Origin of the sequence: Halorubrum halophilum (assembly GCF_000739595.1) — an archaeon.
GTDB classification, from domain to species: domain Archaea; phylum Halobacteriota; class Halobacteria; order Halobacteriales; family Haloferacaceae; genus Halorubrum; species Halorubrum halophilum.
This window is the reverse complement of sequence record NZ_BBJP01000035.1, coordinates 1-24,374: the sequence shown is the minus strand read 5'-3', so window position 1 is coordinate 24,374 and position 24,374 is coordinate 1. Positions and strand designations below refer to the sequence as shown.

The window sequence follows — 24,374 nt, the reverse complement described above, 5'->3', positions numbered from 1 at the left end:
AAACAAAATGACAATAGCATTACTGGGTGTGGGAGCAGATTCAACGAATAGTTCACCAACGCCACCAGTTTACTCCGACAACAGATTCGAGTACATACCGATTCCTGAATCGAGGGGTTCAGAAGGGACCACTGAGAGCCGTACCTTCGGAAACTCAAAACTCCGTCACCAAGACGCTTCGATGGCCGATTATTTGAACCAGATTAAACCAACAGAAGACGACGGAGAAACATATACAGGTGATCAATTGGCGGAGTGGCCGCTACATTTCGACCCCAATTTTGAGGCTCTTACATATGGTGAAAGTACTAGCAGGGGGCCATACACAAAGATCATTCGCAGCCTCAGTGAGGGCGATGTTGTGGCGTTCTATACCGGTCTAAGGGGAGACAGCACAAAGTACACGCATCGCTACATAATCGGCTACTTTACCGTTGATACTATCATTGACTTCAAGAGTCTGAAACAGGGCGGTGAAGAAGTCAAATTTAGTGATCTACCTACTGACGAACAAAAGAACCTCATCGAACAACATAGCGAGAATGCTCACGCCAAACGATTCGAAGCGTCTGGTGCCATTGGGAACAATGACGGATTAGTTGTTGTCGACGGGAAAGAACCGGGTGGGCTCTTAGACGAAGCATTTCGAATTAGCCAGCACAGTGGCGGTGGGCATCATTATCTCACTGATGAGTTACAAGAAGAATTCTCACCTGGACACGGCGGGAATTCAAAGAGGAATGCGTACTTAGGAGGTATTAAGCAAGCACACACGCTGGATGTCTCTCTGAGCAAGTTCCGAGAAATTGTAGAATAGAAGTAATAAATGAGATTTTCGTGTTGATCGGGACCCGTGCGAGAGTTTTTGAGATAGGTGTCTGTACGCAACTGTATGCCGAATCCGCTCTTTTCGACGTACACACAGGACGAAAATAGAGTCACGTCAACGGCCATTGCCGTACTTGAACACGTCAACAACCAACTGGCCGAAGATATTCTAGAGGCATTGACTGACGAATCGGATCTATCACTCGTTTCGTTCGATAATCAAGTGACGGGTGTCGACTCAGTTCCCGATGCTGCGATTAAGAGTTCAACCGCGCTCTGGTTCGAGACGAAGACGAGTCGGGACGCAGTAGATAGAACGCAACTGGAAAACCATCTTCATGCGCTCAACAAAGACGAAGCGGAATTACAGCGTCTCATCGTCCTAACACCCGATGCTCGACTTCCCGACGAGATAGCTGAAATCGAAGACGAACGTATTGTATGGGCCAACTTCGACTCGCTCATTGATACAATCGAGACAGTGCTCGATCGAGACGTAGGGAACGCTGAAGCGAGTATGTCAGTGCCCACAGAACGTGAAGCGTTCCTGCTACGTGAACTCAGCCGCTTCCTCTACGACGAAGACCTCGTGAGCGGCAAGGAGGATCGGGTGTTGGTCGTCGCAGCCCGCAAGGCATGGCCCGAGTATGAAGCTCATGGCCTGTACTTTTGTCAACCGAATCGTTCATTCAAACCCGTAGACCACCTCGCGTTCTACACTGACGGCGAAATCAAAACATCAGTTCCAACAGTGACGGACGCCGTCGAGAGTATCGAACTCACAGAAGAAACCGTTCGAAACCATCCTGACCTCTCACAGTCACAGCGCGATCAACTGTTGGAAGCGGTAACGCAGTTCCGTAAGGAAGGTTCCGAACGGTACGGCGAGACAGAGAAGGTCATCTTCCCACGGGATGGTATCGAACTCGACCATCCGGTGAAGAACGACAAGACCGCGAGTGATTCCGACCGAACGGTTGCTTTCGTTCAAGGACATCGCTACGTCTCGTTCTCGAAACTTCGAGAGAATCCCAAGTATACAACGGAGTTGGAAGAACCGAGCTAATGCCGTCTAAGTGTTGAGGTCTTGTGCTTGTTTCGTAAGCGAAGAGGCTTCATCGATCGCCTCAGCAAGCGCTTCGGTATCTTCTGGCTCACTTACCATTGTTCTATTGGCGTGCATCACCTTATCACGGAATTTTGAGACGGCATCAAACGATTGACGACACTGTGTTTTCGAATCAAATCCCATGTCTTCACGTATCTCTTCAATTTCGGTTACAATGACTTTCAAATCGGTCAAATTCATGAACTCTACAACATGAAGTTCAACGTTATTCTCTCGCGCTTCCGCCCAACGGTTAGCTGCTTCCCCACTATTCCGGTTGCTCAGATACGTAGGAAGCACTTCTTCTGTACTATAGCGGGATTCAATAACGTGAGATATACTCTGTGCAGTGGCAGCAAAGAATGTGTATAGGTACTCTTTCGCAATTCTCTTATTGAAATTAGAGGGAGTTACAATTCCATAACACTCTTGATCTGGGTGAGTGACAATAGCCAACGGATATTCAGTCAGGACATTCAGACACTTGAGCATGATTTCATCATGTCCAATACATTGCTTTTGATCAAGCTCTTTAATTTCTTGAGCCGATACGTCATAGTACTGCTGTGATTTATATGGTCGGATTGGCGCGTAATCAAAATCATTCTCAATGAACTCCTCGCTTATTTCCTCAGGGACACTACCACTCTGAATATCCCCTTGTGCGATGAACTTAATTGGCGAACCAAGTTCCTCAGCACTCCCTTCAGCCAGATATCTTACAACCTCGCCTAATTCAGCATCGTTCCAGTACATGCTTTTGTCTTTCATGTCTTGACATAATTTATTTACCATGCAGAGAGAGCAGATTAGAAAATTTCGATTGCTAACGACGCTATGGCGAAGTAGTGTCGTTAACCGCGTTCTGAAAAATGTCCAGAAATTCGCTATCGTACCGCTCGTCTACGTGATTCACGTTCCAGAGTCCAGATTCGCGAATTTCCCGACTCTGACTGTAACGGCCGAGCCAGCCATCTCTACGTGGATCAATCGGCTGCTTATCGAAATTGCTGAGGAGAGCAATAGCGTTCCGTTCGAGATATGCTCGGTCGCTGTCGACGCTCGGTTCGTCGTCGAGATTTACCCAGAGAAACGGCTGTTCGCGGACGTACGTACTCACACGCCGTTCGAGGATGTATTCTTCATCACGTACTTCTGATCGCTCACGCTCGATGCTCGACCAGCGCTTGTCCCAGTCGGGATAATCGTCATCGAGGTCGTGTTTCTCGATGATCGCCTCGCCGGCGTGCTTGCGATACACGGAGCCGCGGTGAGCGCCCCCGTGAGGATGGTTAGGACTCCCGCTGCCCGTTCCATAGTGTTGTTTCAACCGACCCCAGAGCGAGGTTGTGCTCTTTTCAGATGTCGGTTTAGATACCGCGACTGTCCCGATGCGGGTTACGCGTAACTGGTCGGCCGAATCGCGTGTCTCGCCTGGTTCGAGGAAAAAGTATACTCCCCGGTCGGGCCAATCCATGTATCCAGTACAATTCTTGAGCTTCCGGGTTCCGCCGACCTGTTTCTCAACGTCGTCGAGTAGCTCATAGAAGCGGTCAAGATCATCCTGACGAGTCATCTAGTAGTACGTGCGAACCTTGATACTTTGAGGTTTGGAACCCTTATACCAATATGGCTGAGCGAGGTTTCATGGTTCGCGCTGGGAACAACAACGAGTTAGTAGACGAATTCGAAACTCGTTCTCTAGTCGCAGTTGGCTGGGAAGAATTAGGCGACGTTTCTAATGTATCCTCATATGAGGAGATGAAAGCTCGGTTCAATTCGACTAGCGAATATTCGGAGCACAATAGCCGGCGTATCGCCCAGAACGCGGGGCAGGTCAATCGATTTGCGCTAGAAATTGAAGAAGGAAATCTAGTTTTGAGTTACGATAAGACGGAACGAGAGTATCTGATCGGCGAAGTAACGAGCGGGTACGAGTGGAAACCAGACGATCACCCCTCGGGATATCCACACATCAGGCGTGTTGAGTGGAAAGATACCGTCTCTCGTGACGAGTTTTCGACCCCAACCAAAAACACGCTTGGAAGCACTCTGACGGTGTTCTCGCTTGATGACTGTGCTGATGAAATCCTGGGCGTTCTAAGCGGGGAGACACCCAGAGAGAACGAGGACGACGAGGACACCGTACCATTCGTTGACGAGGTTGAGAATCAGGCAGACGAACTCATCTCCGACATTCTGGCGAACATGGATCCGTTCGTCTTCGAGGAGTTGGTCGCCGCAGTCCTACGAGCGATGGGATATCACGCGAAGAAAACAAGAGACAGTCAGGATCGTGGTATTGACGTAATCGCTCACCCTGATTCGCTGGGATTCGAAGAACCATACATCAAGGCGCAGGTCAAGCGCCAGCAGTCGAAAGTCGGCTCGCCGGATATGAGAGCATTCACGGGAACGCTCGGAAACGGCGAACGGGGCCTGTTCGTTTCGACTGGTGGCTATACAACTGGGGCAGAGGATGCTGCACGGAATAACGAACAACGTGTCACGCTCATCGACCGGGACGAGTTCATCGACCTCCTGATTGAGCACTACGACGACCTCGAACCGGAGTATCAGGCGACCGTCCCGCTGAAATCCGTCTATATTCCGTCACAAGACCCGCCCCTCGAAGAGTAACAGTTTCTATGCGTACAAAATCCAAGCTGTGGTGTCTCCCCCAAGTACCTACGATGCCAAAATTGACTCCCGAACTCAGACTAAGGTAGAGTGGTCTGGTCGATGGAAATATTCACGCCGGGGAGTTGTGTCGCACCTCCAGATTCCCCCTTGATTGAACAACCTCCCTGCCTCAGCGAGAATATACGCTCACCAGAGAGCTGATTTTCCTCATATTCCTTTTCGGTTAGATACATGACTGCTGGTGACGAGCAGCCATCTTGGTCACAATAGACGGCAGCGTTATTTGAGTGACCAACAGGTTCTAGAAAGGCAACGTAGTCGTCAGATTTGCCTCTTGGTGGGCCATGATTGCGACAACGAAGGAGCATTGTGTATTAATTGAGAACACAGAACAGCGGTTGTTAAATCATACTCATATCAATGGGGACAGGTTCCGTAAGGGGGCTATCGCTTGAACGTATGTTAGCGGCCCTATTTTATAAGCCATGCATCTCTTTCCTAACGATATGAGCGTCTTCCTCATTCAGACGAATGGCCGAGAAATCAGTGAGGATGCCGCGCCCGAGTATATCCGAGGGGCCAAAGGACCAACATTCGTTGATGAACCGCTTCGGCATCACCGATATTTCAACGCTAATCCGTACTGGAAACGCGAGGGATACGAACGACGGGACGCATGGGAAAGCGCGACCACAGGAGACACCGCGCTTCTATACTGTTCATCCTCAGTTGACGAGCATTCGACCTGTATCAGCCATATTCTCCCAATCGAAAAGACAGAGATCGACCCCGAGGGTGCGCTACTGAAATTTGGGACACCAATAGAGATAGAACCCAAAATCAACTACCAAGACATCAAGCGGCTCGTCAACCAAGGAGAGTTCTCGGAGAAGATGGGTTACTGTGGGCAGCAGGGGTTCAATTTCACACAGGTCGCAATCTCAGACCTCGACAAAGTCAATGAACTCACGTCTCAGGTATGAATGAAGAAGAGATGCGACAGGCGGTGTCAGTTGCTCTTGAGAGAGTCAAAGACGAGGACACTGACCTACTAAGGTTTGATGTTAGCGAGAGGTCCATCACCCATCGGCTCGGGATGTATCTACAGGAAGCTGTCAGGGACGCTTGGGACGTAGATGTTGAGTACAACCGTATCGGCGGAGATGAAACCAAAGAGGTTCCAGAAGAGTTGCTAACAAGTGGAAGCCAGGGACGGGTAGTTCCGGACGTTATCATTCATCGACGAGGGTCAATGGAGCATAATATTCTCGTAGTCGAAGCGAAGAAGTCAGGGAATTCAGACGGTGGTGACCGGCAGAAGATTCGAGCATACCAGCAACACTTGGATTACGACTATGGGTTGTTTGTGAGGTTTGATACAGGGCAGGATTTCGAGAATCCAGGATATTCGTGCGAATGGCAAACGGAATGAGCAGACAATCGACTATCAAGGGAATACGGACTCAGAAGTCCCGATAGAGCCGCTAAACACATTCACTATGGATAGATTGTGAGTCGTGAGTGCCGAGGCCGTTTTCGCTAACAGCGCGTTTCTCCTCTCCGGTGTCCCCCACTGCGGGTCGCACGATCCGACCCTTGTCCGTGGTGGAGGGGCGGAACCTCGATCGGTGACCGCCCCGGTTCGTCGGGCTCTCGCCGGGAGCGGAAGCCGGCCCGTTCACAGCAGCAGCGAGATCACAGCCAGCACGAGGAAGATGATGACGAGCCACTTCGCGATGGTCATCGAGAGGCCGGCGACGCCGCGTGCGCCGAGGACCGCTGCGACGATCGCGATGATGAAGAACAACACCGCCAGCTCGAGGAAATCGCCAGAGAACTGTAGCGGCATCGAGAGTTCGATCGCCGACGACAGCTGCTGATCGACCGACGGTATGGTTGTACTGTCCATACTCGGCGTGGTAGTGCCGGTCGATTAGTTATGGAGCCTTCCAAAGCGAGTAAGGCCGGCTTACTTTCCTCCGATCGCGTTCGGATGAGGCGGACGGAACCGGATTTGGCGTCTTCGGCGACGAGCGGCGAGCGACCGCACCGGAAGGCGACGACTTGATCCCCGCGGCCGAAATCGACGGCGGAACCGCGAGGGAGGAATCAGCCGTAATTGATATCGCGGATTTTAGTTTATACACGCGGTGGTGGAGTGATCGGACGACTCGGTCGACGACCGTTATAGACGGGCCGATGGCGCCGTTAGGGTGGTTTCCGGCGAGCGCCGCCGATCGGCGTCGAACCCACTCACCACGTGCTACCGTGACACGGATCCTCTGGGGAACACCGGAACTGCTCGGGGAGACGTTTAACCCCATACCGGCGAACGTGTTGGCATGGATCCAGACGTGGACCGGTTCGGCTCCCGGCGGTCGACGGTGTACGGACAGCGCGGCGTGGTCGCCACGAGCCAGCCGCTCGCGAGCGAGGCGGGGATCGAGGTGTTGCGGGACGGCGGAAACGCGTTCGACGCCGCGGTGGCGACCGCCGCCGCCCTCAACGTCGTCGAGCCGACGTCGACGGGGATCGGCGGGGACGTGTTCGCGCTGTACCGCACCGCGGACGGCGAGGTCGGCGCCATGCGCGCCTGCGGCGGCGCGCCCGCCGACGCGACGATCGAGAACGTCCGGGAGGCGCTCGCGGGCGACGACGATATCGAGGAGGGCGACCCGAGCGCGGTCGAGATGCCGATGACGGGGGCACAGACGGTGACGGTCCCCGGGACCGCACGCGGGTGGGAGGCGACGGCCGAGCGGTTCGGCGAGTTCGGCCTCGACCGGCTCCTTCGGCCGGCGATCCGCTACGCGACGGAGGGATACCCGGTCAGCGAGGTGATCGCGGAGTCGTGGACTCGTGGCGAGGAGCTGTTCGAGAGCGACCACGCCCGCGAGGCGTACCTCTTCGACGGCGAATCGCCATCGATCGGCCAGCGGGTGACGCTCCCGCGGCTCGGTGAGTCGATGCGGCTGATCGCCGAGGAGGGAGCGGACGTCGTCTACGAGGGCGAGATCGCCGAGGCCATCGCCGACGAGGTGCAGGCGGCGGGCGGGTTCATGACTGTTGACGACCTCGCGAGCTTCGAGGTGGAGTGGCCGGATCCGGTCTCGACGACGTACAACGGCGCGGAGGTGTACGAACTCCCGCCGAACAACCAGGGGCTCATCGCGCTGGAGGCGCTCAACGTCGCCGCCGAGGTGGGCGCCGGCGAGTACGACTACGACTCCCCCGAGCGCGTCCACTACTTCGCGGAGGCGCTGAAGGTGGCCTTCCACGACGGCCACCGCTACATCACCGACCCGGCCTACGAGGAGGTCCCACCGCTCGCCTCCGCGTCGTGGGCGAAACGCCGGGCGGCCGAGATCGGCGAGACCGCCGACCACGACGTGAGCTTCGGCGTCTCCGACGCCAACGCCGAGGACGCCGACACCGTCCTGCTGACGGTCGCCGACGAGGAGGGCAACATCGTCTCGTACATCAACTCGCGGTTCGCCGGGTTCGGCTCCGGGCTCGTCGCGGGCGAGACGGGGATCGCCCTTCAGAACCGGGGCTCGTCGTTCTCGCTCGATCCCGACCATCCCAACCGCCTCGAACCGGGGAAGCGACCGTTTCACACCCTGATACCCGGCCTCGTCCGGTTCGACGAGGACGACTGGGCCGCCTTCGGCGTGATGGGCGGGTACATGCAGCCGCAGGGGCACGTGCAGGTAGTTTCGAACCTCGTCGACTACGGGATGCCGCTCCAGCGCGCGCTCGACGAGCCGCGGTGGCGCTACCGCGAGAGCGGCGAGCTGGCGCTCGAACCCCACGCTGACGGGGGGACCGCCGCGAAGCTTGCTCGGAGGGGCCACGACGTACGGACCCTCCCGCCGGGTCGGTTCGGCGGCGCTCAGATCGCGCGATCCCGGAACGGCGTCCTCTCGGCGGCGACCGAGCCGCGGAAGGACGGAAACGCGCAGGGGTACTGACTCTCGCCCGTCCGGAGGACCGGATTCGATCGACTCGGCGAGACATGACCAATATCTATAACTAACGCCGATCTCGCCGGGATCGGCGATCGACCCAGACCCCGACAGCCGGCGTCTCGAACGCGTCACGCCCCTCAGCGGCGGAACGAATCGGTCGGCTGTGGTATTTGTGGGCGTGGATACACTTATAAGCTCACGTATGGTATGCCGTAACAGAATGACGCGAAGGATACAGCGACGCGACGTACTCAAGGGCGCCGGAGTGGCCGGCATCGCGGCACTCGCCGGCTGCTCGACCGAAAGCGGCGACGGCAGCGACGGAGGGGACAGCTCGGACGGAAGCGACGGTTCTGACGGCTCCGACGGAAGCGACGGTTCCGACGGCGGGTCCGGCGGCGACGCGCCGGACGCCGTGATGGTCGTCGGCTTCCCGGAGTCCGGTATCCAGCTGTTCCGCGACTTCTACTCCGACTTCGCCAGCGACGTGCCCGAGCTGGACATCATCGTGCCCGACGGGCTGATCGACTCGGACCTCCCCGGCGAAGTCGACAACGACATGAACAACGTCATCGGGACTGCGCCGTCCGCGGGCGGTCCGGGCGCGGAGTTCTTCACCGGCCTGTACGAGGAGGAGTACGACACCGCGCCGGGCGTGTTCACCGCGCAGGCCTACGACGCGATGGCGGTCGAGATCCTCGCGGCGACCGCCGCGGGCGAGAACAACGGCGAGGCTATCCGCGACCGCATCCGGACCGTCGCGAATCCCGGCGGCGAGGAGTTCGGCCCGGAGAACCTCCCCGAGGCGGTCGAGACCGTCGCCGCCGGCGACCCAGTCCACTACGTGGGAGCGTCGTCGAGCGTCAACTTCGACTCCAACGGCGACATCGCCACCGCGGCGTACGACGTACAGGACTTCCAAGACGGCGAGATCGTCACGCTCGACACCCTCGAGTTCGGGAACGAGCTCTCCGACGAGGACCTGAACGCGACGGCGGCGGACCCCGTCGGGATCGACGGCGAGTTCGAGGCGATGATCGGCGTGCTGATGCCCGAGACCGGTGATCTCGGGTCGCTCGGCGGTCCGATCCGCGACGGCGCGCTGCTTGCCGCGATCCAGGTCAACGACGCGGACCTGAATGTCACGGTGAACACCCGCGTTGAGGACACGCAGACGGACCCGCAGGCGGGGATTTCGGGCGCGAACGCGCTCGTCGACGCCGGCTACGGCGCGGTCGTCGGCCCGGCCTCCTCGAACGTGAACCTGCAGGTGGCCGACCAGGTGTACATCCCCAACGGCGTCGTCGGCATCTCGCCGTCTTCGACGAGCCCGGACGTGACCGACTTGGACGACAACGGCTACATCTTCCGGACCGCGCCGTCCGACCTCCTGCAGGGCCCGGCGATGGCCGAGCTCGCGCGGGGCGACACGGTCGGCGCCGAGTCTTCCGGAACCCTGTACCTCAACGACGCCTACGGCCAGTCGCTCGAGGAGGAGTACGTGGCCTCGTTCGAGGACAACGGCGGCACGATCGCGGAGCGCGTCTCCTTCGAGCCGGCACAGGCGACGTACACCAGCCAGTGGTCGAGCGTGCTGAACCAGTAGGCGAGCAGGCGGTTCGGCTCGGTCCGTTTTCCGATTTTTTCTGCGCGATGGTGGGAGTGAGTGTTGCAGATCGATGGCGACGATAGAGTATTTAAACAACCGTGAGCGACGGCGACGATCGCTTATAAACGAACGGGTGGTGGCGCGCCCCGGTGAGCGGCCCGAAGGGCCGCGAACCGCCGGTGCGAGGGAGTCGCTGGCGGCGACAGCCGCCAGCGACGAGGCTGGGGAGGCGTGAGGCTGTGCGGTTGCGGTGCGGGGTGGGCTCAAAGGGGCAGCCGCGAGGGCGGCGCAGGCGAGGTAAGCACCGCAACGAGGGAGCGATAGCGACCGAGTGAGGCGCGCAGCGAGCGTGCGCCGCCCTCGCGGCTGGGGCTTTGGAGATGTTCACCGTGCTGTCTGAGACTTATAAACGACCGCCAGCAACATCACTCGATCGCTTATAAACAACCGTTTCACCAATTCGCTATACCCACTCCCGCACTCGATCGAGAGACACGGTTCAGCGATCCGCGGTTTCAGAACGGGAATCTGAAGAACGGATGTCTCTGGAGCCGCTGAGTCGATTATCCGCCCAGGAAGTCCTTCCGCACGTCCTCGTCGCCGAGCAGCACCTCCCCGCGGTCGGTGTAGCGGTTCTCGCCGTTCACGAGGACGTAGCCGCGGTCGCAACGCCGCAGCGCCTCCTTCGCGTTCTGCTCGACCATGAGCACCGCCGTCCCCGAGTCGTTGATCCGATCGATCCGGTCGAACATGTCGGCCACGAGGTCGGGTGCGAGCCCCGCGGAGGGCTCGTCGAGCAACAGGAGGTCGGGGTCGAGCATGAGCGCGCGCCCCATCGCGACCATCTGCCGCTGACCGCCGGAGAGCGTCCCGGCCTTCTGTTCCTTCCGCTCCCGGAGGATGGGGAACCGGTCGTAGATCTCTTCGATCTGGTCCTCGGGAACGCTGTCGAGAATGTACGCGCCCATCTCCAGGTTCTCGCGCACGCTCAGTCCCGGGAACACGTTGTCGTTCTGCGGGACGAACCCGATCCCCTCGCGGATGATCTGCTCGGGCGGAAGCCCGTGGATCGATTCGCCCTCGAACTCGACGGTCCCGTTCATGTAGGTCGTGAGCCCGAAGACGGTCTTCATCACCGTCGACTTGCCCGCCCCGTTGGGACCGACGATGGTGACGTACTCCCCGTCGGCGACGTCGAGGTCGACGTCGGAGAGGATCTGGAGGTCGCCGTAGCCGGCGTCGAGGTCTCGGAGCCGGAGGATCGCGTCGCCGTCGAGCGTGTGTGTCGTTCCCGCGTCGACCTCGGCGGAGAGTGGCGTGTCGCCGCCGGCGGTACTCGGGGAATCATCGGTGTCCGCGCTCGGCGAATCTCCGGCGTCGCCGGGGTCGTCCCCGGCGGTTTCGTCGGTGGCTTCCGCCTCGTCGGCGCTCATATGTCCTCACCCAGGTAGGCCTCGATGACCTGTTCGTTGTTCCGTATCTCGTCGCCAGTCCCCTCGGCGAGAACGCTTCCCTGGTGCATGACGATGACGTGTTCGCAGTTGTTCATGATGACGTCCATGTCGTGTTCGACGAGGAGGAAGGTGTAGCCGTCCTCGCGCAGCTGGTGGATCCGGTCGAGGAGCTTCTCCTCTAGCGTGGGGTTAACCCCCGCGAGCGGCTCGTCGAGCAGGACCACTTCCGGGTCGGTCATGAGCGCGCGCGCCATCTCCAGCAGCTTCCGCTGCCCCCCGGAGAGGTTGCCGGCGTGTTCGGTCGCGAGGTGGTCGATCTCGAAGAAGTCAAGCGTCTCCCAGGCGCGCTCGCGGGTCTCTTCCTCCTGCTCGATCACCTCGCCGCGGAGCCCGGGCGTGACCGCCCGGATCGCCGACTCGCCGATCTGCCCCTTCGGCGCGAGCATCAGGTTCTCCAGCACGGTCATCTCCTCTAGCTCGCGGGCGATCTGGAAGGTCCGCACGAGTCCCTTCCGCGCCATCTGGTACGGTTCGAGCCCGGTGACGTCCTCGCCCTTGAAGTACACCGACCCCGCCGTCGGCTCGTGGACGCCGGTGATGCAGTTGAACGTGGTCGACTTGCCGGCCCCGTTGGGACCGATCAGGCCGGTGAGCGATCCCTGTTCGACCTCGAAGGAGGCGCCGTCGACGGCGGTGACGCCGCCGAAGCGCTTGACGAGCCCGTCGACTCGGAGCGGCGACGTCCCCCCGGACGGGATGTGCTTCGCCGCCTCCTCGACGGCGCTGTCGTTCGCCTCGGGCTCGTCGCTGATCGCGTCGGCCGCGTCGACTTCGTCCGCCGCGTCGGCGACGTCCGAGGCCTCCGGGATGTCGCTACTCATCGGTCTCACCCCCGCTGGGGCGCTCCGAGAGGTCGACGGCCGCGGCCGTCTCGATCCGGTCGCCGAGTATCCCGTCGGGCCGCCGGTGCATGATGAACACCAGGATGAGCCCGAGGAAGACGAACTGCAGCGGCGCGATGTTGTCGGTCGCGTACGCGAGGAACGCGGTCGGATCCAGCGAGACCAGCGCGTCCCCGAACGACGGCGGCGTCTCGGCGTCGATCACGTCGCGCAGCGACGACCCGATGCGGCGCGGTCCCTCGAACAGCACGGTTGCGAAGACGATGCCGCCGAGGACCGCGCCGGTGTTCGAGCCGGACCCGCCGATGATGACGGCGATGAAGACGTAGAAGGTCAGGACGGGCATGAACTGCGGCGTCGGCGAGACGTTGCCCTGGCTACCGAACCAGAGGATCCCCGCCAGTCCCATCAGCGCGCAGCCGATGACGAACACCTTGATCTTGATCAGGTCCACGTTCTTCCCGAGCGAGTCGGCGACGAGCTCGTCCTCCCGGATCGCCTTGAGGAGCCGGCCGAACGGCGACCGGCCGAGCCGTTCGAGCAGGACGTAAAAGCCGATCACGAAGGCGGCGAGCACGGCGATGTACGCCCAGTCGATGAGGATCGTGTTGGAGATCCCGAGCCCGCTCTCGCCGAAGACGCCGAAGATGAGGTCGCCGAGGGCCGTCGGCGTCCCCGCCTGTCCGTCGACGAGGAACAGCTCGCGGATCGGATTCTGCGGCATCCCCATGCCGCGGCCGCCGCCGGTGCCCACGCCGAGCGTGTCCCTGAGGAACGTGTCGAACGCACTCGACTGGAGGAACAGCCGGATGATCTCCGAGATGCCGAGCGTGACGATCGCGAGGTAATCAGCCTTGAGCCGGAGCGCCGGGAGCGCCGCGAGCAGCCCCACGACGGCGGCCATCAGCATGCCGGCGACGATGCCGACCGGGAGCGGGAGCCCGAATCCGGGCGGGCCGAACGCCGGGTCGGGGGACCGGACGACGATCCCCATCGTGTAGACGCCGAGCGCCATGAACCCGGCGACGCCGATGTTGAACAGCCCGGCGTACCCCCACTGGAGGTTCAACGCGAGCGCGGCGAGCGCGTACACGAGCCCGAGGAACGTCAGCGTCCGCATCAGCCCGACGACGCTGTTGAGCCCGTCGGTGAAGGTGAGCAGCGTCGCGGCGAGGTAGACGAGGAGGAGCGTCCCGAGCACGAGCCCGAGGTCGCTCCGCCGGGCGGCGTCAATCAGGGCGGCGGTCGCGCTCTCCGGGGCCGATCCGTCGGCCGGCGATCCCCCCTCGCCCGACGGCGGCGAAGCGTCGCTCATGCGGTCGAAACACCTCCGAAGAGCCCCTCGGGGCGCAGCAGAAGCATGACGATCATCACCGCGAAGGCGGCGGCCTCGTTGAAGTCGGACGGGATCCAGATCGTCGACGTGGTGAAGACGATCCCAATGACGAGCCCGCCAGCGATCGCGCCGTACACCGACCCGATCCCGCCTAAGATTACGGCCGCGAAGATCAGGAGGAGCAGCAGCCAGCCGAAGTCGAACTGGATCGTCCCGCGGAGCAGGACGTAGAGGTACCCCGACGCGCCGGCCAGCCCGCCGCCGATGATCCACGTCGCGGTGACGACGCGCTCGGCCGGGATGCCGGTGACGAGGGCGAGGTCCTTGTTGTCGGCCATCGCCCGCATCGCGGTGCCGAGCTTCGTGCGCTGGAGCATGAAGTGCATCGCGAGCATGAGCCCGAGCGCGGCGACAGCGATGGTCAGATCGTGGGCGTTGACGGAGATCCCGAGCGGACCGAACGCCAGATTCGAGGCCTCGACGCTCGCCGTGACGCCCCGCCGGTCGGAGCCGTAGACGAACTGGATCACGTAGCGGACGATCAGCGCGGCGCCGATCGACGCGATGAGGATCGAGATCCCGTCGCGGTCCCGCATCGGCTTGTAGAACGCGCGGTCAAGCGCCAGTGCGACGACGGCGGTGACCGCGAACGCTGCGAGCAGTCCGACGAGTATCGCGAGCGGCGTCGAGAGGACGTGCGCCCCGATGTCGCCGGGGGTCGCGCTCCCGGCGTCCCCGACGGTCAGCAGCGCCCGGAGCGGCACGTCGCCGAATCCGGCGATCAGGAAGGCGACGCCCCAGCCGGTGAACGCTCCGGTGCTGAGGAGATCGCCGTGCGAGAAGTTCGCGAACGAGAGGATGCTGTACGTCATCGAGAGTCCGATCCCGGCGAGCCCGATCACGAGTCCGATCACGACCCCGCTCCAGAGGTTCGATCCGAGCCGATCGGCCGAGAGCGCCCCGCCGATCGGACCGAGGTCAACCCCGGCGAGTTTCGCGGCGAGGTCGACGAGGAGCAGGCCGCCGAGGAGAGCGACGAGGAGAAGCCCCGGTCGGGCCCGCGCCGAGTCGACGATCGACGATTCAGTTGTTCCCATGTGTGCGTCTCACTGACGCAGGGTGAGTCGTGGAGAGGTAAATAACTCGCTGTTTCGACAAAAGACGATACCTCAAGAACGCCTGACAGCTGTCGAAGCGTGGTGGTTTTTCAATCCGCGCCGAACGGTCTGGGGCCCACGCCTCAGTCGCCGCCCGCGGCCCGCGCCTGACGCCGGGCGTCCTCGGGGGCCCGCCCTTCCCGGAGCAGCGCCTCGACGAACAGCTCGCCGGCCTTGTACGAGGATCGGACCATCGGCCCGGAAGCGCAGTAGAGGAAGTCGAACTCCCCTTCGGCGACCGCGCGCCACGTCTCGAAGACGTCGGGGTGGACGTACTCGAACACGTCGAGGTGCGAGCGCGACGGCCGGAGGTACTGCCCGAACGTGACCACGTCGACGCCGACCTCGCGGAGGTCCCCGAGGGTGCGGTACACCTCGTGGTCGTACTCGCCGACGCCGAGCATGAGGCTCGTCTTGGTGTGGATGTCGGACTCCCGGTCCACCCGATCGAGCACCGCGAGCGACTGCTCGTAGTTCGCCCGCCGGTCCCGGACCGGCCACTGGAGTCGTTCGACCGTCTCAACGTTGTGGGCGATCACGTCGGGTCCGGCGTCGACGATCCGGTCAATCGCCTCGGGGTCGCCCCCGAAGTCGGGGATCAGCGTCTCGACGAGGATCTCCGGGTCGCGGCGCTTGATCTCGCGGATCGTCTCGGCGAAGTGCGCGGAGCCGCCGTCAGCGAGGTCGTCGCGGTCGACCGACGTGAGCACGACGTAGTCGAGCCCGATCTCGGCGACCGCGTCCGCGACGTTCGCGGGCTCGTCCGGGTCGAGCGGCTCCATCCCGCCCGTCTCCACGTCGCAGAAGTTACATCCGCGCGAGCAGCGGTCGCCCATGAGCATGAACGTCGCCGTGCCTGGGCCATCTTCCCCCGACCAGCACTCGCCCATGTTCGGGCAGTTCGCCTCCTCGCAGACCGTGTGGAGGTCGCGGTCGCGGAGGGTGGACTTGATCTCGGTGAACCGGCTCCCGGACGGCGGGCGCGACTTCAGCCAGTCCGGCTTCCGACGGCCGCGTTGCATACCGGAACCACGGCGGCGGAGTGGAAAAGCGTGAGGATCCGAGCGACGACCGCGGGACATCCCGGGCCGCCCTAAGTCACTGGAGGTCGTCGGCCTCGACGACCGTCGCGAACTCGCCGTCGAGATGCGCGAGCGCGACGCGGTGAGAGGTCTCCGGATCGATCCGATCGCCGTCGCGGGCCGTCCGGGCGTGGGTCGCGGTGGCATCGGCGACGACCGAGACCTCGTACCCCCGGTTCTCGGCCATCCGGGCCGTCGTCGAGACGCAGTGGTCGGTGGTGAGCCCGCAGACGACGAGCGACTCGTGGCCCCCTTCGCGGAGCCACTCGTCGAGCCCCGAGTCGAGGAAGGCGCCGTTGACCGACTTCTCGAAGGTCGGCTCGCCCGCCGCGGGAGCGGTCTCCGGCTTCCACGCGAAGCCCGGGGCGTCCGGGCGCAGCGGGGAGTCGGGCTCTGTCGAGGCGTGTCGCACGTGCGCGACCGGGCGGTCGGCCTCGCGCCACCGGCTGAGGAGCGCGGACGCGACCGACTCCGCGTCGGGGTTGTTGCGCTCGCCCCACCCCGGCTCGTCGAAGCCGGTCTGGAAGTCGATCAGGAGGAGGACGGCGTCGTCGACATGCCCGGGAGCGGCGCCGGTGTCCGCCGACCGCGACGAGTCAGTCATCGCCGAGCCCCGCGGTCAGGGCGGCGTCGTCGTCGCCGGGGGCGGGGGACTCGTCGAGCCGGCGCCACGCACCCGGCTCCAGCAGCGCCTCGGGCGCCTTCGGGTGGTCGGGAGTCGGGTTCAGGGGACAGGCGTCCGGGCTCGCGTCGCCGTCCTCGCGGAACAGGTACTGTTTCCACTCGCGGTCGCCCTCGACGCCCCAGTCGCCGAGGTCGGCGTGGGGACAGACCCCGTCGTACTCGTCCATGCGCTCGCGGATCGTCTCGCGGGCGCGCTGGCCCGCCTCCGTGTCGGCGGTGAGCCCGTCGAAGACGGCCCGCGGCTGGAAGGTGATCTCGAGCCCCACCGGCGAGTACCGGCTCTTGCGCTCGTCGTAGAACGGCGCGCGAGAGGTCGGGAACAGCGGCTCGCCGCCGAAGCAGAACTCGAAGCGGGGTGTGTCCGGGTCGGTCGGGATGTTGTCGGGCCACGGCTCGGGGTCGTGGACGTGGAGGAACTCCAAGACGTGCCAGAGGCGTTCGTGGTAGTGCGCCTCGCCCCGGTCGCCGTCGGGCGGTCGGAAGAACACCGCGAGCGGGGCGCGGTCGGCGTGGTTCTCGTACCTGTCGAGGTACTCGACGAGGACGTCGCGGAACCGGAGGAGCGCCGCGGGATCGGTGGTCGACTCGCAGGCGGCGTACAGCAGGTCTCCCTCGCGCTCCACCTCGATACCGAAGTAGCAGGGGAACGGGGAGCCGTCGCGCTCGCCGAGCATCGACTCGCGGAAGGTGCGGTAGTGGTCCCGCAGCCAGCCGGGCGCGTCGTCGAGCCGATCGTGGAGCGTCTCCTGGTCCAACAGCACGCCCTCGGTGGCGGGCTCGTTCATACGATTCGTGGGGGACAGACGGGCTTTTGGCTTTCGGCGGTCGTCACCGATCCGGAAGGGATCGCTCTCCCGCCGCGCGCCAGCGGTTTTTTCACCGCGCGGAACGCTAAATCACGTATGAGCGATCCCGAAGCCGACGCGCCCGACGCGGACGGCGGTCCCGCGGTCGTCCTGTTGGACGTGATGCCAAACGGGCGGCCGGACGACGATCGCCCGCAGTACCGGAAGTCGCCGGTCGCGTACGGGCTCGGGACGGACGCGTTCGAGCTGTACGAGCTCGCGCTCGACGAGGCGGCGGACATCTCCGTGAGCGACCGGATCGCGCTGGACGGCCCCGCAGTCGGCCGGTATCACGAGGTTTCGTTCGACGACCTCACCCGGAACGCGGCCGCCGAGATCGAGTACGCGGTCGAGGCCATCGTCGAGGGCGACGAGGAGCGGTTCGTCGACTTCTACAACGAGGCCGGGCCGATCACCCTGCGACTCCACCAGCTCAACCTCCTGCCGGGGATCGGCAAGCAGCTCCGGAACAAGGTGCTCGACGAGCGGAAGCGCCGCCCCTTCGAGAGCTTCGAGGAGATCTCCGAGCGCGTCACCGGCCTCCACCGCCCCAAGGAGGTGATCGTCGAGCGGATCGTCGAAGAGATCCGCGAGGAGGACCTCAAGTACCGCCGGTTCGTCGGGTACGAGGAGTGAGGCGGGCGAGGGACGGCCGGGAAGCGCGGTGACCGGTCCGGGGGCCACCGACGCCCCGAAACGGGACTTTTACCCGGAACGACGGAGTAACGCGGCCATGACCGATTCATCGACGGGCGCTGGCGCGGCGTACGGGGACCGCGATCCCGACGCGCTCGCCCGGCGGGCCGGGGAGCGCGCGAACCCCGACCGCGACCAGCACTTCCTCGTCGACGACCGCGTCCTCGATCGGATCCCCGCGTACCTCCCGGACGACGCCGACACGAGCCACCTCTTGGAGATCGGCGGGGGCGCCGGCGCGCTCACCGACCGGCTGCTGGCGGCGATCGTCGCGGAGGGCGGCGACGCGTCCACCGGCTCCGACCCCGCTTCCGGCCGCGAGCCCGCCCCCGGCCGCCTCTCCGTGATCGAGCGCGACGGCGCCTTCGCCGACTTTCTCCGCGAGGAGTTCGCGACGGCGGTCGACGACGGCCTCCTCGACGTGATCGAGGGCGACGCGCTCGACGTCGACCTCCCGGCCTTCACCGCCTGCGTCGCGAACCTCCCGTACGGCGTCTCCTCGGAGATCGCCTTCCGGCTGCTCCCGGAGGGGAAACCGCTCGTTCTGATGTTTCAGGCCGAGTTCGCCGAGCGCATGGTGGCGTCGGCCGGCGAGTCGGAGTACGGCCGGCTCTCCGTGTCCGCCCAGCACTACGCCGCCGTGGAGATCGTCGAGCGCGTCCCGAAAGAGGCGTTCGACCCCCGGCCCGCCGTCGAGAGCGCCGTGGTCCGGTGTACGCCCCGCGACCCGGACTACGAGGTGGGCGACGAGGCCTTTTTCCTCCGGTTCGTGAAGGCGCTGTTCACCCAGCGGCGCAAGACGGTCCGGAACGCGATCCGGAACACTGGCCACATCTCCGGGTTGGACGACCCGGAGGCCGTCGTCGACGCCGCCGACGAGGAGCTGCTCCGCCGTCGACCCGGTGACCTCGATCCGTCCGCGTTCGCGGCGCTGGCCGAGCTGGCGCGCGAGCACGGCTCGCCGACGGAGGTGTGAGGACGAATGACGGGCGCGAGTTCCGGTCTCACGACCGACGTGCAGGGAGCCGTCGCCGGCAACGTCGAGCGGATCGCGGTCTCCGCGCTGATCGTCGCGGTCGTGATCGCCGCGCGGTACCTCACTCGTCGCCTGAAGCGGCGGGACGCGGAGCTCTCCTCGACGCGTCGGCTGCTGTTGTCCACGAGCGTCGCCGCCGTGACGGCCGCCGGCGCGATCGCGCTGATCGGGGTGTGGGACCGGAGCGGAGCGCTGCTCGAAGCCGTTCGGTCCGCCGCGATCGCCGACCAGCTCTCGAACGTCGTGCTCGCGGTGGTGCTCCTCGCGATCGCGTACGCGGTCACGGACTTCCTCGGCGGCGTGATCCGGGAGATATCCGCCGAGAGCGCGTCGGTCTCCGACCACCAGCAGGAGGTCATCCTCCGGCTCACGCAGCTCTCGGTGTACACGGCCGCGCTGCTCGTGGTCGTCGGCCTCTTCACCGACAACGTCGGCGGGCTCCTCGTCGGGGCCGGGTTCCTCGGGATCGTGGTCGGCATGGCGGCCCGCCAGACGCTCGGGGCGATCCTCGCCGGCTTCGTGCTGATGTTCTCGCGCCCGTTCGAGGTGGGCGACTGGGTCGAAGTCGGTGACCACGAGGGGACCGTCACGGAGATCTCGATCATGAGTACACGCCTCCGGTCGTTCGACGGCGAGGTGATCACGCTCCCGAACGACGACGTGCGCTCGGGATCGATAATCGACCGATCGCGGCGGAACCGGCTGCGGATCGAGATCGAGGTGGGCGTCGACTACGACACCGACGTCGAGCGCGCGGCGGCGGTGATCGAGGAGACCGTCGCCGAGGTCGAGGACGTGGCCGAGATGCCCGAGCCGAACGCCGTGACGAAGCGGTTCGACGACTCGGCGGTCGTGCTCGGGCTGCGCTACTGGATCCGAAATCCGAGCATGCGAAAGCGCTGGCGCACGCAGACCGCCGCGATGAACGCGATCAAGGGGTCGCTCGAAGACGAGGGGATCGTGATCCCCTTCCCCCAGCAGACGCTCTCCGCACGGAACGCGGACGCCACGGGCCCGCAACTGGACGCGTCGGTCGAGGAGCGCGCCGCGACGCGCGGCGGGTCGCGGTCGGACGCCGAGGGCGGCGAGGCGTCTGAAAGCGGGAACGCCGGAAGCGACGGCGACACCGACGGTTCGGAGGGCTCGGACCGATGACCGGAGACGACCCCGATGCCGGCCTCGCGGAGCGGCGCGGGCTCGACGACGCCGTCGTCTACCAGCCGGCCGAGGACTCCGGGTTGCTCGCGGAGGCGGCGCTCGAAGAGGCGCACGGCCGGGTGCTGGAGGTCGGCACGGGCTCGGGGTGGGTGGCTCAACAGATTTCCGAGGAGCGCGGGCTGGACACCGTCGGCAGCGACCTCAACCCGCACGCGGCGCGGCAGGCCCGCGACCGGGGCGTCGAGGGGGTCGTCGCCGACCTCCTCTCGCCGTTTCGGGCGGACGCGTTCGACACGGTGTGTTTCAACCCGCCGTATCTCCCGACCGACCCGGACAACGAGTGGGACGACTGGATGGAGCACGCGCTCTCGGGCGGCGAGTCGGGTCGGGAGCTCATCGAGCCGTTCCTCGACGACGTGGGGCGCGTGCTCGCGCCGGGGGGCGTGGTTCTCCTTCTGGTCTCGTCGCTGACGGGGTACGAGGAAGTGCTTGCCCTCGCCGATGACGCCGGGTTCGCGGCCGAGCCGGTCGTCGAGGAGTCGTTCCCGTTCGAGACGCTGACGGTGCTGGCGCTGCGGCGAGAGTGAGGCGTTCGCGGCCAGAACGACTTATTCGCGAGCGAGGAGAAAGCCGACGAGCGCACCGACGATAACCGTCCCGCCGTAGGTCACGATCACCCCGAGCGCACCGAGGAGCAGCGGAGCGAGAAGGAACATGAGGAGGTCGGAACCCAGTTGGATCCCGGGGGTCGCTCCCGGTAGCGGCTCGAACGGGTTCCCGTCGACGACGACGAGCGCGAGTTCGAGGAAATAGAACACGACCGGCATCGCGAGCAGGCCGACGAGGGCTCCGATCCCCGCTCCGCGGATCGGCGAGCGTTCGCCACCGAGGCGTTCCCAGAGCAGCCACGCGACGAGCGCCCCGCCGAGAAACCCTCCGACGACGAACAGCAGCAGGAAGGCCGACGGAGCGGTAAACTCCTGTCCGCCGAGCGCGTCCAGAACCGGCTCGGACAGAATATATAGCAGCGCGAATCCGCCGCCGGCCATTCCGAACGTCAACGCGGGGTGCCGCCGGGCGGTCCCGAGTACATCCCGTCTCATAATTGCCCGAATGCGAGGAGAGCAAATAACGCTTGACAGCGAAGTAATTACTATAAGGCATAAAACACATTAGCAAATATTATACCACGGCATATCGAACGATCGGTGATGACTGAACGAGTCGCGGCCACGCCGGGGCTGTACCCGCTCCCGGACTGGGCGAAGGAGACGCTCTCCGACCTCAAGGGGCACCAGAAGGGTGACCTCCTGAGCGGTGACGAGAGCGAGGCGATCGTCGAGGAGTATGCCGAGGTACGCGCCGAGTACGTCGACGACCAGCTCGACGCCGGCCTCGATCGCGTCGTCGAGGGACAGGGGCGCTGGGACGACATGATCGCGCACCCGCTGACGGTCCACGACAGCGTCGAGACCGGCGGTATCGTGCGGTACTACGACAACAACAACTTCTACCGCGACCCGCGGGTCGTCGACGACCTCGACTTCTCCGGCGACGTGGCGCGCGAACTGGAGCGGGCGACCGACCTGATCGACGGCGAGGCCCCCCTCGCCGCGACGCTCCCCGGTCCGTACTCGCTCGCGGAACTCGCGACCGACGAGCACTACGGCGACGAGGCCGAGTTCCAGGCCGCGATCGCCGAGTTCCTCGCGGGCGAGGTCGAGGCGTTCCCCTCCCACGAGACGCTGTTCCTCCTCGAACCGTCGCTCGTTACGAACCCGCCCGCCGAGGGCGAGGAGTCGACCGCGACCGACGCCATCGCGACAGTGGCCGACGCGACCGACGCCGACGTGGTCGTCCAGACCTCGTACGGCGCGCTCGGCGAGAAGCTGTACGCCCACCTCGTCGACGAGGCGGGCGCGGACGCGCTCGGCCTCGACCTGGTCGCCGGCGACCGCGACGACACCGTCTACAACGTCCAGGAGTTCGGCGCAACCGACTCGCTCGCGTTCGGGCTCGTCGACGGGCAGAACACGCTCGTCGAGGAGCCGGAGACGATCGCGGAGCGCGTCGAGTGGTTCGAGTCGCAGATTCCCGCCGAGGGGTTCGACCGAACCTACCTGACGCCCAACACCGAGCTGTTCTACCTGCCCGCTAACAAGTACCGCGCGAAGCTGAACGCCCTGTCCGCCGCCGCGGAGGTGCTCGACTAATGGTCCGAACCCCCGAAGCAAACCGCGAACAGTTCCGCCCGCACGACCACCCCAACGACTCGTTCCTCCTGACGACCGTCGTCGGCTCGTACCCGAAGCCGAAGTGGCTCAACCGGGCCGACGAGCTGGTCGAGGACCCCGACTCGAAGTTCGACGAGGGGGACCTGGAGGAGGCCCACGACGACGCCTGTCGGCTCATCACGCACGAGCACGAGCGCGCCGGGCTCGACACGGTCGTCGACGGCGAGATGCGCCGCAACGAGATGGTCGAGTTCTTCGCTGACCGCATCGACGGCTACGAGTTCAACGGCCCGGTGAAGGTGTGGGGCCACAACTACTTCGACAAGCCCTCGGTCGTCGAGGAGGTCGAGTACGACGAGCCGTGGCTCGTCGACGAGTTCGGGTTCACCACAGAGGTGTCCGAGCGCCCCGTCAAGGTCCCGATCACGGGGCCGTACACGCTCGGCTTCTGGGCGTTCAACGAGGCGTACCCCTCCACCGAGGAGCTCGTGTACGACCTCGCCGACCTCGTCAACGAGGAGGTCGAGAAGCTGGTCGAGGCCGGCGCGCGCTACATCCAGATCGACGAGCCCGCGCTGGCGACGACGCCCGAGGACCACGCCATCGTCGGCGAGGCCCTCGAACGCATCGTCTCGGGCATCGACGAGGAGGTCCGGATCGGCCTCCACGTCTGTTACGGCGACTACTCGCGGATCTACCCCGAGATCAACGACTACCCGATCGACGAGTTCGACGTGGAGCTGTGTAACGGGGAGTACGAGCAGATCCCGACGTTCGAGGACCCCGAGTTCGAGCCCGACCTCGCGCTCGGCGTCGTCGACGCCCACACCGCCGAGGTGGAGCCGGTCGAGGAGATCAAGGAGAACATCCGACAGGGGCTCCGCGTCGTCCCGCCGGAGAAGCTCACGATCTCGCCCGACTGCGGGCTGAAGCTCCTCCCGCGCGAGATCGCGTACGGGAAGACCGAGAACATGGTCACCGCGGCCCGCGAGGTCGAAGCCGAGATCGATTCCGGCGAGATCGACATCGAGAACCCGCTCGACGACTGAGTCGGGGCAGTTACGTTTTATTTTCAGTCTATCTCCTACTGAGGCAGCCGGGAGACCCCGCTTGTTCATGATTGATGACGGGAGTAGGTATAGTACGTCATGAATGAGGTCGTTTATAGGCGATCGAGTAGTGTTGCTGTCGGCTGTTTATAAGTCTCAGACAGCACGGTGAACACCTCCAAAGCCCCAGCTGCGAGGGCGACGCACGCTCGCTGTGCGCCTCACTCGGTCGCTGGCGCTCCCTCGTTGCGGTGCTTGAGTCGCCTGCGCCGCCCTCGCTGCTGCCCCTTTGAGTCCCACCCGCCCGCAACCGCACAGCACCTCACACCACCCCAGCCTCGTCGCTGGCGGCTATAGTACTCAGGATAATTTCTGGAGATCAAGGAACTCTGCGACCCAGTTTTTCGCAAAGCTCACGCGGTTAGTCAGCTGCTCGAAAACATCACTCAAGAGCTGTCTCTTATCCACCTCTGCCGCTGCCGACGAATAAAAAGGTCGACATATATCGTCGCGCCGGTCTCTTCAAAACAAATAACGCTGCCGACAAGCCATCTCTTGTGAATCTGGATCGACTAAACGAGAGAA

The 24,374-nt window shown here is 63.6% G+C and carries 24 protein-coding genes; 13 read left to right on the top strand and 11 right to left on the bottom strand.

Annotation, left to right across the window (positions count from 1 at the left end; genetic code table 11):
• Positions 1–7 precede the first annotated feature (7 nt).
• Positions 8–817: an Nmad3 family putative nucleotide modification protein gene (locus ACP96_RS18700; protein ID WP_272913228.1), complete on the top strand. Its 810-nt coding sequence runs from the start codon at positions 8–10 to the stop codon at positions 815–817.
• A gap of 75 nt (positions 818–892) precedes the next feature.
• On the top strand, positions 893–1,894 hold the full coding sequence (locus ACP96_RS11780) for a hypothetical protein (RefSeq protein ID WP_050033443.1): 1,002 nt from the start codon (positions 893–895) through the stop codon (positions 1,892–1,894).
• Positions 1,895–1,900: 6 nt separating this feature from the next.
• Here the strand turns inward: ACP96_RS11780 and ACP96_RS18695 are convergent, their stop codons facing one another.
• Positions 1,901–2,692: a hypothetical protein gene (locus ACP96_RS18695; protein WP_154020458.1), complete on the bottom strand. Its 792-nt coding sequence runs from the start codon at positions 2,690–2,692 to the stop codon at positions 1,901–1,903.
• A 79-nt stretch (positions 2,693–2,771) separates the two neighbouring features.
• Entirely contained in the window at positions 2,772–3,512 is a 741-nt protein-coding gene (locus ACP96_RS17770) for a hypothetical protein (RefSeq protein WP_082222518.1), read from the bottom strand.
• A gap of 71 nt (positions 3,513–3,583) precedes the next feature.
• Here ACP96_RS17770 and ACP96_RS11770 point away from each other — a divergent pair, with 71 nt between their 5' ends.
• The 3 genes from ACP96_RS11770 (at position 3,584) to ACP96_RS11760 (ending at position 6,011) form a co-directional block, all read left to right on the top strand.
• Entirely contained in the window at positions 3,584–4,576 is a 993-nt protein-coding gene (locus ACP96_RS11770; RefSeq protein WP_202593948.1) for a restriction endonuclease, read from the top strand.
• A 509-nt stretch (positions 4,577–5,085) separates the two neighbouring features.
• Positions 5,086–5,562, top strand: coding sequence for a hypothetical protein (locus tag ACP96_RS11765; protein ID WP_050033440.1), 477 nt, complete (start codon positions 5,086–5,088; stop codon positions 5,560–5,562).
• The gene (locus ACP96_RS11760) at positions 5,559–6,011 is read left to right on the top strand and encodes a hypothetical protein (protein ID WP_050033439.1); all 453 of its coding nucleotides are present in this window, start codon (positions 5,559–5,561) and stop codon (positions 6,009–6,011) included. The genes ACP96_RS11765 and ACP96_RS11760 overlap by 4 nt, the downstream gene beginning before the upstream one ends.
• A 246-nt stretch (positions 6,012–6,257) precedes the next feature.
• Here the strand turns inward: ACP96_RS11760 and ACP96_RS11755 are convergent, their stop codons facing one another.
• Complete coding sequence (locus ACP96_RS11755; protein ID WP_050026758.1) at positions 6,258–6,488, bottom strand: DUF1328 domain-containing protein; 231 nt, start codon at positions 6,486–6,488, stop codon at positions 6,258–6,260.
• A gap of 433 nt (positions 6,489–6,921) precedes the next feature.
• Here ACP96_RS11755 and ggt point away from each other — a divergent pair, with 433 nt between their 5' ends.
• Both ggt and ACP96_RS11745 read left to right on the top strand, forming a co-directional pair.
• Entirely contained in the window at positions 6,922–8,550 is a 1,629-nt protein-coding gene (ggt, locus tag ACP96_RS11750) for a gamma-glutamyltransferase (protein ID WP_050033438.1), read from the top strand.
• Positions 8,551–8,767: 217 nt separating this feature from the next.
• A complete protein-coding gene (locus tag ACP96_RS11745) occupies positions 8,768–10,153 on the top strand; it encodes an ABC transporter substrate-binding protein (RefSeq protein WP_050033437.1) in 1,386 nt (461 codons plus the stop codon).
• A 566-nt stretch (positions 10,154–10,719) separates the two neighbouring features.
• On the opposite strand, the gene ACP96_RS11740 is transcribed toward ACP96_RS11745, so the two are convergent.
• The 7 genes from ACP96_RS11740 to ACP96_RS11710 all read right to left on the bottom strand — a co-directional run bounded on the left by ACP96_RS11740 (position 10,720) and on the right by ACP96_RS11710 (position 17,556).
• A complete protein-coding gene (locus ACP96_RS11740; RefSeq protein ID WP_202593947.1) occupies positions 10,720–11,589 on the bottom strand; it encodes an ABC transporter ATP-binding protein in 870 nt (289 codons plus the stop codon).
• On the bottom strand, positions 11,586–12,491 hold the full coding sequence (locus ACP96_RS11735) for an ABC transporter ATP-binding protein (RefSeq protein ID WP_050025567.1): 906 nt from the start codon (positions 12,489–12,491) through the stop codon (positions 11,586–11,588). The genes ACP96_RS11740 and ACP96_RS11735 overlap by 4 nt, the downstream gene beginning before the upstream one ends.
• On the bottom strand, positions 12,484–13,827 hold the full coding sequence (locus ACP96_RS11730) for a branched-chain amino acid ABC transporter permease (protein WP_050033436.1): 1,344 nt from the start codon (positions 13,825–13,827) through the stop codon (positions 12,484–12,486). Before ACP96_RS11730 ends, ACP96_RS11735 begins: the two co-directional genes overlap by 8 nt.
• A complete protein-coding gene (locus tag ACP96_RS11725) occupies positions 13,824–14,945 on the bottom strand; it encodes a branched-chain amino acid ABC transporter permease (RefSeq protein WP_050025568.1) in 1,122 nt (373 codons plus the stop codon). The genes ACP96_RS11730 and ACP96_RS11725 overlap by 4 nt, the downstream gene beginning before the upstream one ends.
• 143 nt (positions 14,946–15,088) lie before the next feature.
• The gene (gene lipA / locus ACP96_RS11720; protein ID WP_050033435.1) at positions 15,089–16,027 is read right to left on the bottom strand and encodes a lipoyl synthase; all 939 of its coding nucleotides are present in this window, start codon (positions 16,025–16,027) and stop codon (positions 15,089–15,091) included.
• A gap of 76 nt (positions 16,028–16,103) precedes the next feature.
• Complete coding sequence (locus tag ACP96_RS11715; protein WP_050033434.1) at positions 16,104–16,691, bottom strand: cysteine hydrolase family protein; 588 nt, start codon at positions 16,689–16,691, stop codon at positions 16,104–16,106.
• Positions 16,684–17,556 carry a YqcI/YcgG family protein gene (locus tag ACP96_RS11710; protein ID WP_050033433.1) on the bottom strand — a complete coding sequence of 291 codons (873 nt, stop codon included), beginning with the start codon at positions 17,554–17,556 and terminating at the stop codon, positions 16,684–16,686. Before ACP96_RS11710 ends, ACP96_RS11715 begins: the two co-directional genes overlap by 8 nt.
• A gap of 117 nt (positions 17,557–17,673) precedes the next feature.
• On the opposite strand from ACP96_RS11710, the gene ACP96_RS11705 reads away from it, so the two are divergent.
• From ACP96_RS11705 to ACP96_RS11690, 4 genes are all read left to right on the top strand, one after another.
• Positions 17,674–18,252 carry a DUF655 domain-containing protein gene (locus ACP96_RS11705; RefSeq protein ID WP_050033432.1) on the top strand — a complete coding sequence of 193 codons (579 nt, stop codon included), beginning with the start codon at positions 17,674–17,676 and terminating at the stop codon, positions 18,250–18,252.
• Positions 18,253–18,349: 97 nt separating this feature from the next.
• Entirely contained in the window at positions 18,350–19,288 is a 939-nt protein-coding gene (locus ACP96_RS11700; RefSeq protein ID WP_050033431.1) for a 16S ribosomal RNA methyltransferase A, read from the top strand.
• 6 nt (positions 19,289–19,294) lie between these two features.
• Complete coding sequence (locus ACP96_RS11695) at positions 19,295–20,503, top strand: mechanosensitive ion channel family protein (protein WP_050033430.1); 1,209 nt, start codon at positions 19,295–19,297, stop codon at positions 20,501–20,503.
• Entirely contained in the window at positions 20,500–21,093 is a 594-nt protein-coding gene (locus ACP96_RS11690) for a HemK2/MTQ2 family protein methyltransferase (protein WP_050025577.1), read from the top strand. Before ACP96_RS11695 ends, ACP96_RS11690 begins: the two co-directional genes overlap by 4 nt.
• Before the next feature lie 21 nt (positions 21,094–21,114).
• On the opposite strand, the gene ACP96_RS11685 is transcribed toward ACP96_RS11690, so the two are convergent.
• Positions 21,115–21,609, bottom strand: a complete 495-nt coding sequence (locus ACP96_RS11685) for a hypothetical protein (protein ID WP_321163761.1) — start codon at positions 21,607–21,609, stop codon at positions 21,115–21,117.
• A 108-nt stretch (positions 21,610–21,717) separates the two neighbouring features.
• On the opposite strand from ACP96_RS11685, the gene ACP96_RS11680 reads away from it, so the two are divergent.
• Both ACP96_RS11680 and ACP96_RS11675 read left to right on the top strand, forming a co-directional pair.
• Positions 21,718–22,719, top strand: coding sequence for a 5-methyltetrahydropteroyltriglutamate--homocysteine methyltransferase (locus ACP96_RS11680; RefSeq protein ID WP_050033429.1), 1,002 nt, complete (start codon positions 21,718–21,720; stop codon positions 22,717–22,719).
• The gene (locus ACP96_RS11675; RefSeq protein WP_050033428.1) at positions 22,719–23,789 is read left to right on the top strand and encodes a methionine synthase; all 1,071 of its coding nucleotides are present in this window, start codon (positions 22,719–22,721) and stop codon (positions 23,787–23,789) included. Before ACP96_RS11680 ends, ACP96_RS11675 begins: the two co-directional genes overlap by 1 nt.
• Positions 23,790–24,374: the final 585 nt, after the last annotated feature.

What these genes read in the sequence shown, in the direction of transcription:
- ACP96_RS18700 (WP_272913228.1), top strand. Translation starts at nt 8, where the DNA reads ATGACAATAGCATTACTGGGTGTGGGAGCAGATTCAACGAATAGTTCA.
- ACP96_RS11780 (WP_050033443.1), top strand. Translation starts at nt 893, where the DNA reads ATGCCGAATCCGCTCTTTTCGACGTACACACAGGACGAAAATAGAGTC.
- ACP96_RS18695 (WP_154020458.1), bottom strand. Translation starts at nt 2,692, where the DNA reads ATGTACTGGAACGATGCTGAATTAGGCGAGGTTGTAAGATATCTGGCT.
- ACP96_RS17770 (WP_082222518.1), bottom strand. Translation starts at nt 3,512, where the DNA reads ATGACTCGTCAGGATGATCTTGACCGCTTCTATGAGCTACTCGACGAC.
- ACP96_RS11770 (WP_202593948.1), top strand. Translation starts at nt 3,584, where the DNA reads ATGGTTCGCGCTGGGAACAACAACGAGTTAGTAGACGAATTCGAAACT.
- ACP96_RS11765 (WP_050033440.1), top strand. Translation starts at nt 5,086, where the DNA reads ATGAGCGTCTTCCTCATTCAGACGAATGGCCGAGAAATCAGTGAGGAT.
- ACP96_RS11760 (WP_050033439.1), top strand. Translation starts at nt 5,559, where the DNA reads ATGAATGAAGAAGAGATGCGACAGGCGGTGTCAGTTGCTCTTGAGAGA.
- ACP96_RS11755 (WP_050026758.1), bottom strand. Translation starts at nt 6,488, where the DNA reads ATGGACAGTACAACCATACCGTCGGTCGATCAGCAGCTGTCGTCGGCG.
- ggt (WP_050033438.1), top strand. Translation starts at nt 6,922, where the DNA reads ATGGATCCAGACGTGGACCGGTTCGGCTCCCGGCGGTCGACGGTGTAC.
- ACP96_RS11745 (WP_050033437.1), top strand. Translation starts at nt 8,768, where the DNA reads ATGACGCGAAGGATACAGCGACGCGACGTACTCAAGGGCGCCGGAGTG.
- ACP96_RS11740 (WP_202593947.1), bottom strand. Translation starts at nt 11,589, where the DNA reads ATGAGCGCCGACGAGGCGGAAGCCACCGACGAAACCGCCGGGGACGAC.
- ACP96_RS11735 (WP_050025567.1), bottom strand. Translation starts at nt 12,491, where the DNA reads ATGAGTAGCGACATCCCGGAGGCCTCGGACGTCGCCGACGCGGCGGAC.
- ACP96_RS11730 (WP_050033436.1), bottom strand. Translation starts at nt 13,827, where the DNA reads ATGAGCGACGCTTCGCCGCCGTCGGGCGAGGGGGGATCGCCGGCCGAC.
- ACP96_RS11725 (WP_050025568.1), bottom strand. Translation starts at nt 14,945, where the DNA reads ATGGGAACAACTGAATCGTCGATCGTCGACTCGGCGCGGGCCCGACCG.
- lipA (WP_050033435.1), bottom strand. Translation starts at nt 16,027, where the DNA reads ATGCAACGCGGCCGTCGGAAGCCGGACTGGCTGAAGTCGCGCCCGCCG.
- ACP96_RS11715 (WP_050033434.1), bottom strand. Translation starts at nt 16,691, where the DNA reads ATGACTGACTCGTCGCGGTCGGCGGACACCGGCGCCGCTCCCGGGCAT.
- ACP96_RS11710 (WP_050033433.1), bottom strand. Translation starts at nt 17,556, where the DNA reads ATGAACGAGCCCGCCACCGAGGGCGTGCTGTTGGACCAGGAGACGCTC.
- ACP96_RS11705 (WP_050033432.1), top strand. Translation starts at nt 17,674, where the DNA reads ATGAGCGATCCCGAAGCCGACGCGCCCGACGCGGACGGCGGTCCCGCG.
- ACP96_RS11700 (WP_050033431.1), top strand. Translation starts at nt 18,350, where the DNA reads ATGACCGATTCATCGACGGGCGCTGGCGCGGCGTACGGGGACCGCGAT.
- ACP96_RS11695 (WP_050033430.1), top strand. Translation starts at nt 19,295, where the DNA reads ATGACGGGCGCGAGTTCCGGTCTCACGACCGACGTGCAGGGAGCCGTC.
- ACP96_RS11690 (WP_050025577.1), top strand. Translation starts at nt 20,500, where the DNA reads ATGACCGGAGACGACCCCGATGCCGGCCTCGCGGAGCGGCGCGGGCTC.
- ACP96_RS11685 (WP_321163761.1), bottom strand. Translation starts at nt 21,609, where the DNA reads ATGAGACGGGATGTACTCGGGACCGCCCGGCGGCACCCCGCGTTGACG.
- ACP96_RS11680 (WP_050033429.1), top strand. Translation starts at nt 21,718, where the DNA reads ATGACTGAACGAGTCGCGGCCACGCCGGGGCTGTACCCGCTCCCGGAC.
- ACP96_RS11675 (WP_050033428.1), top strand. Translation starts at nt 22,719, where the DNA reads ATGGTCCGAACCCCCGAAGCAAACCGCGAACAGTTCCGCCCGCACGAC.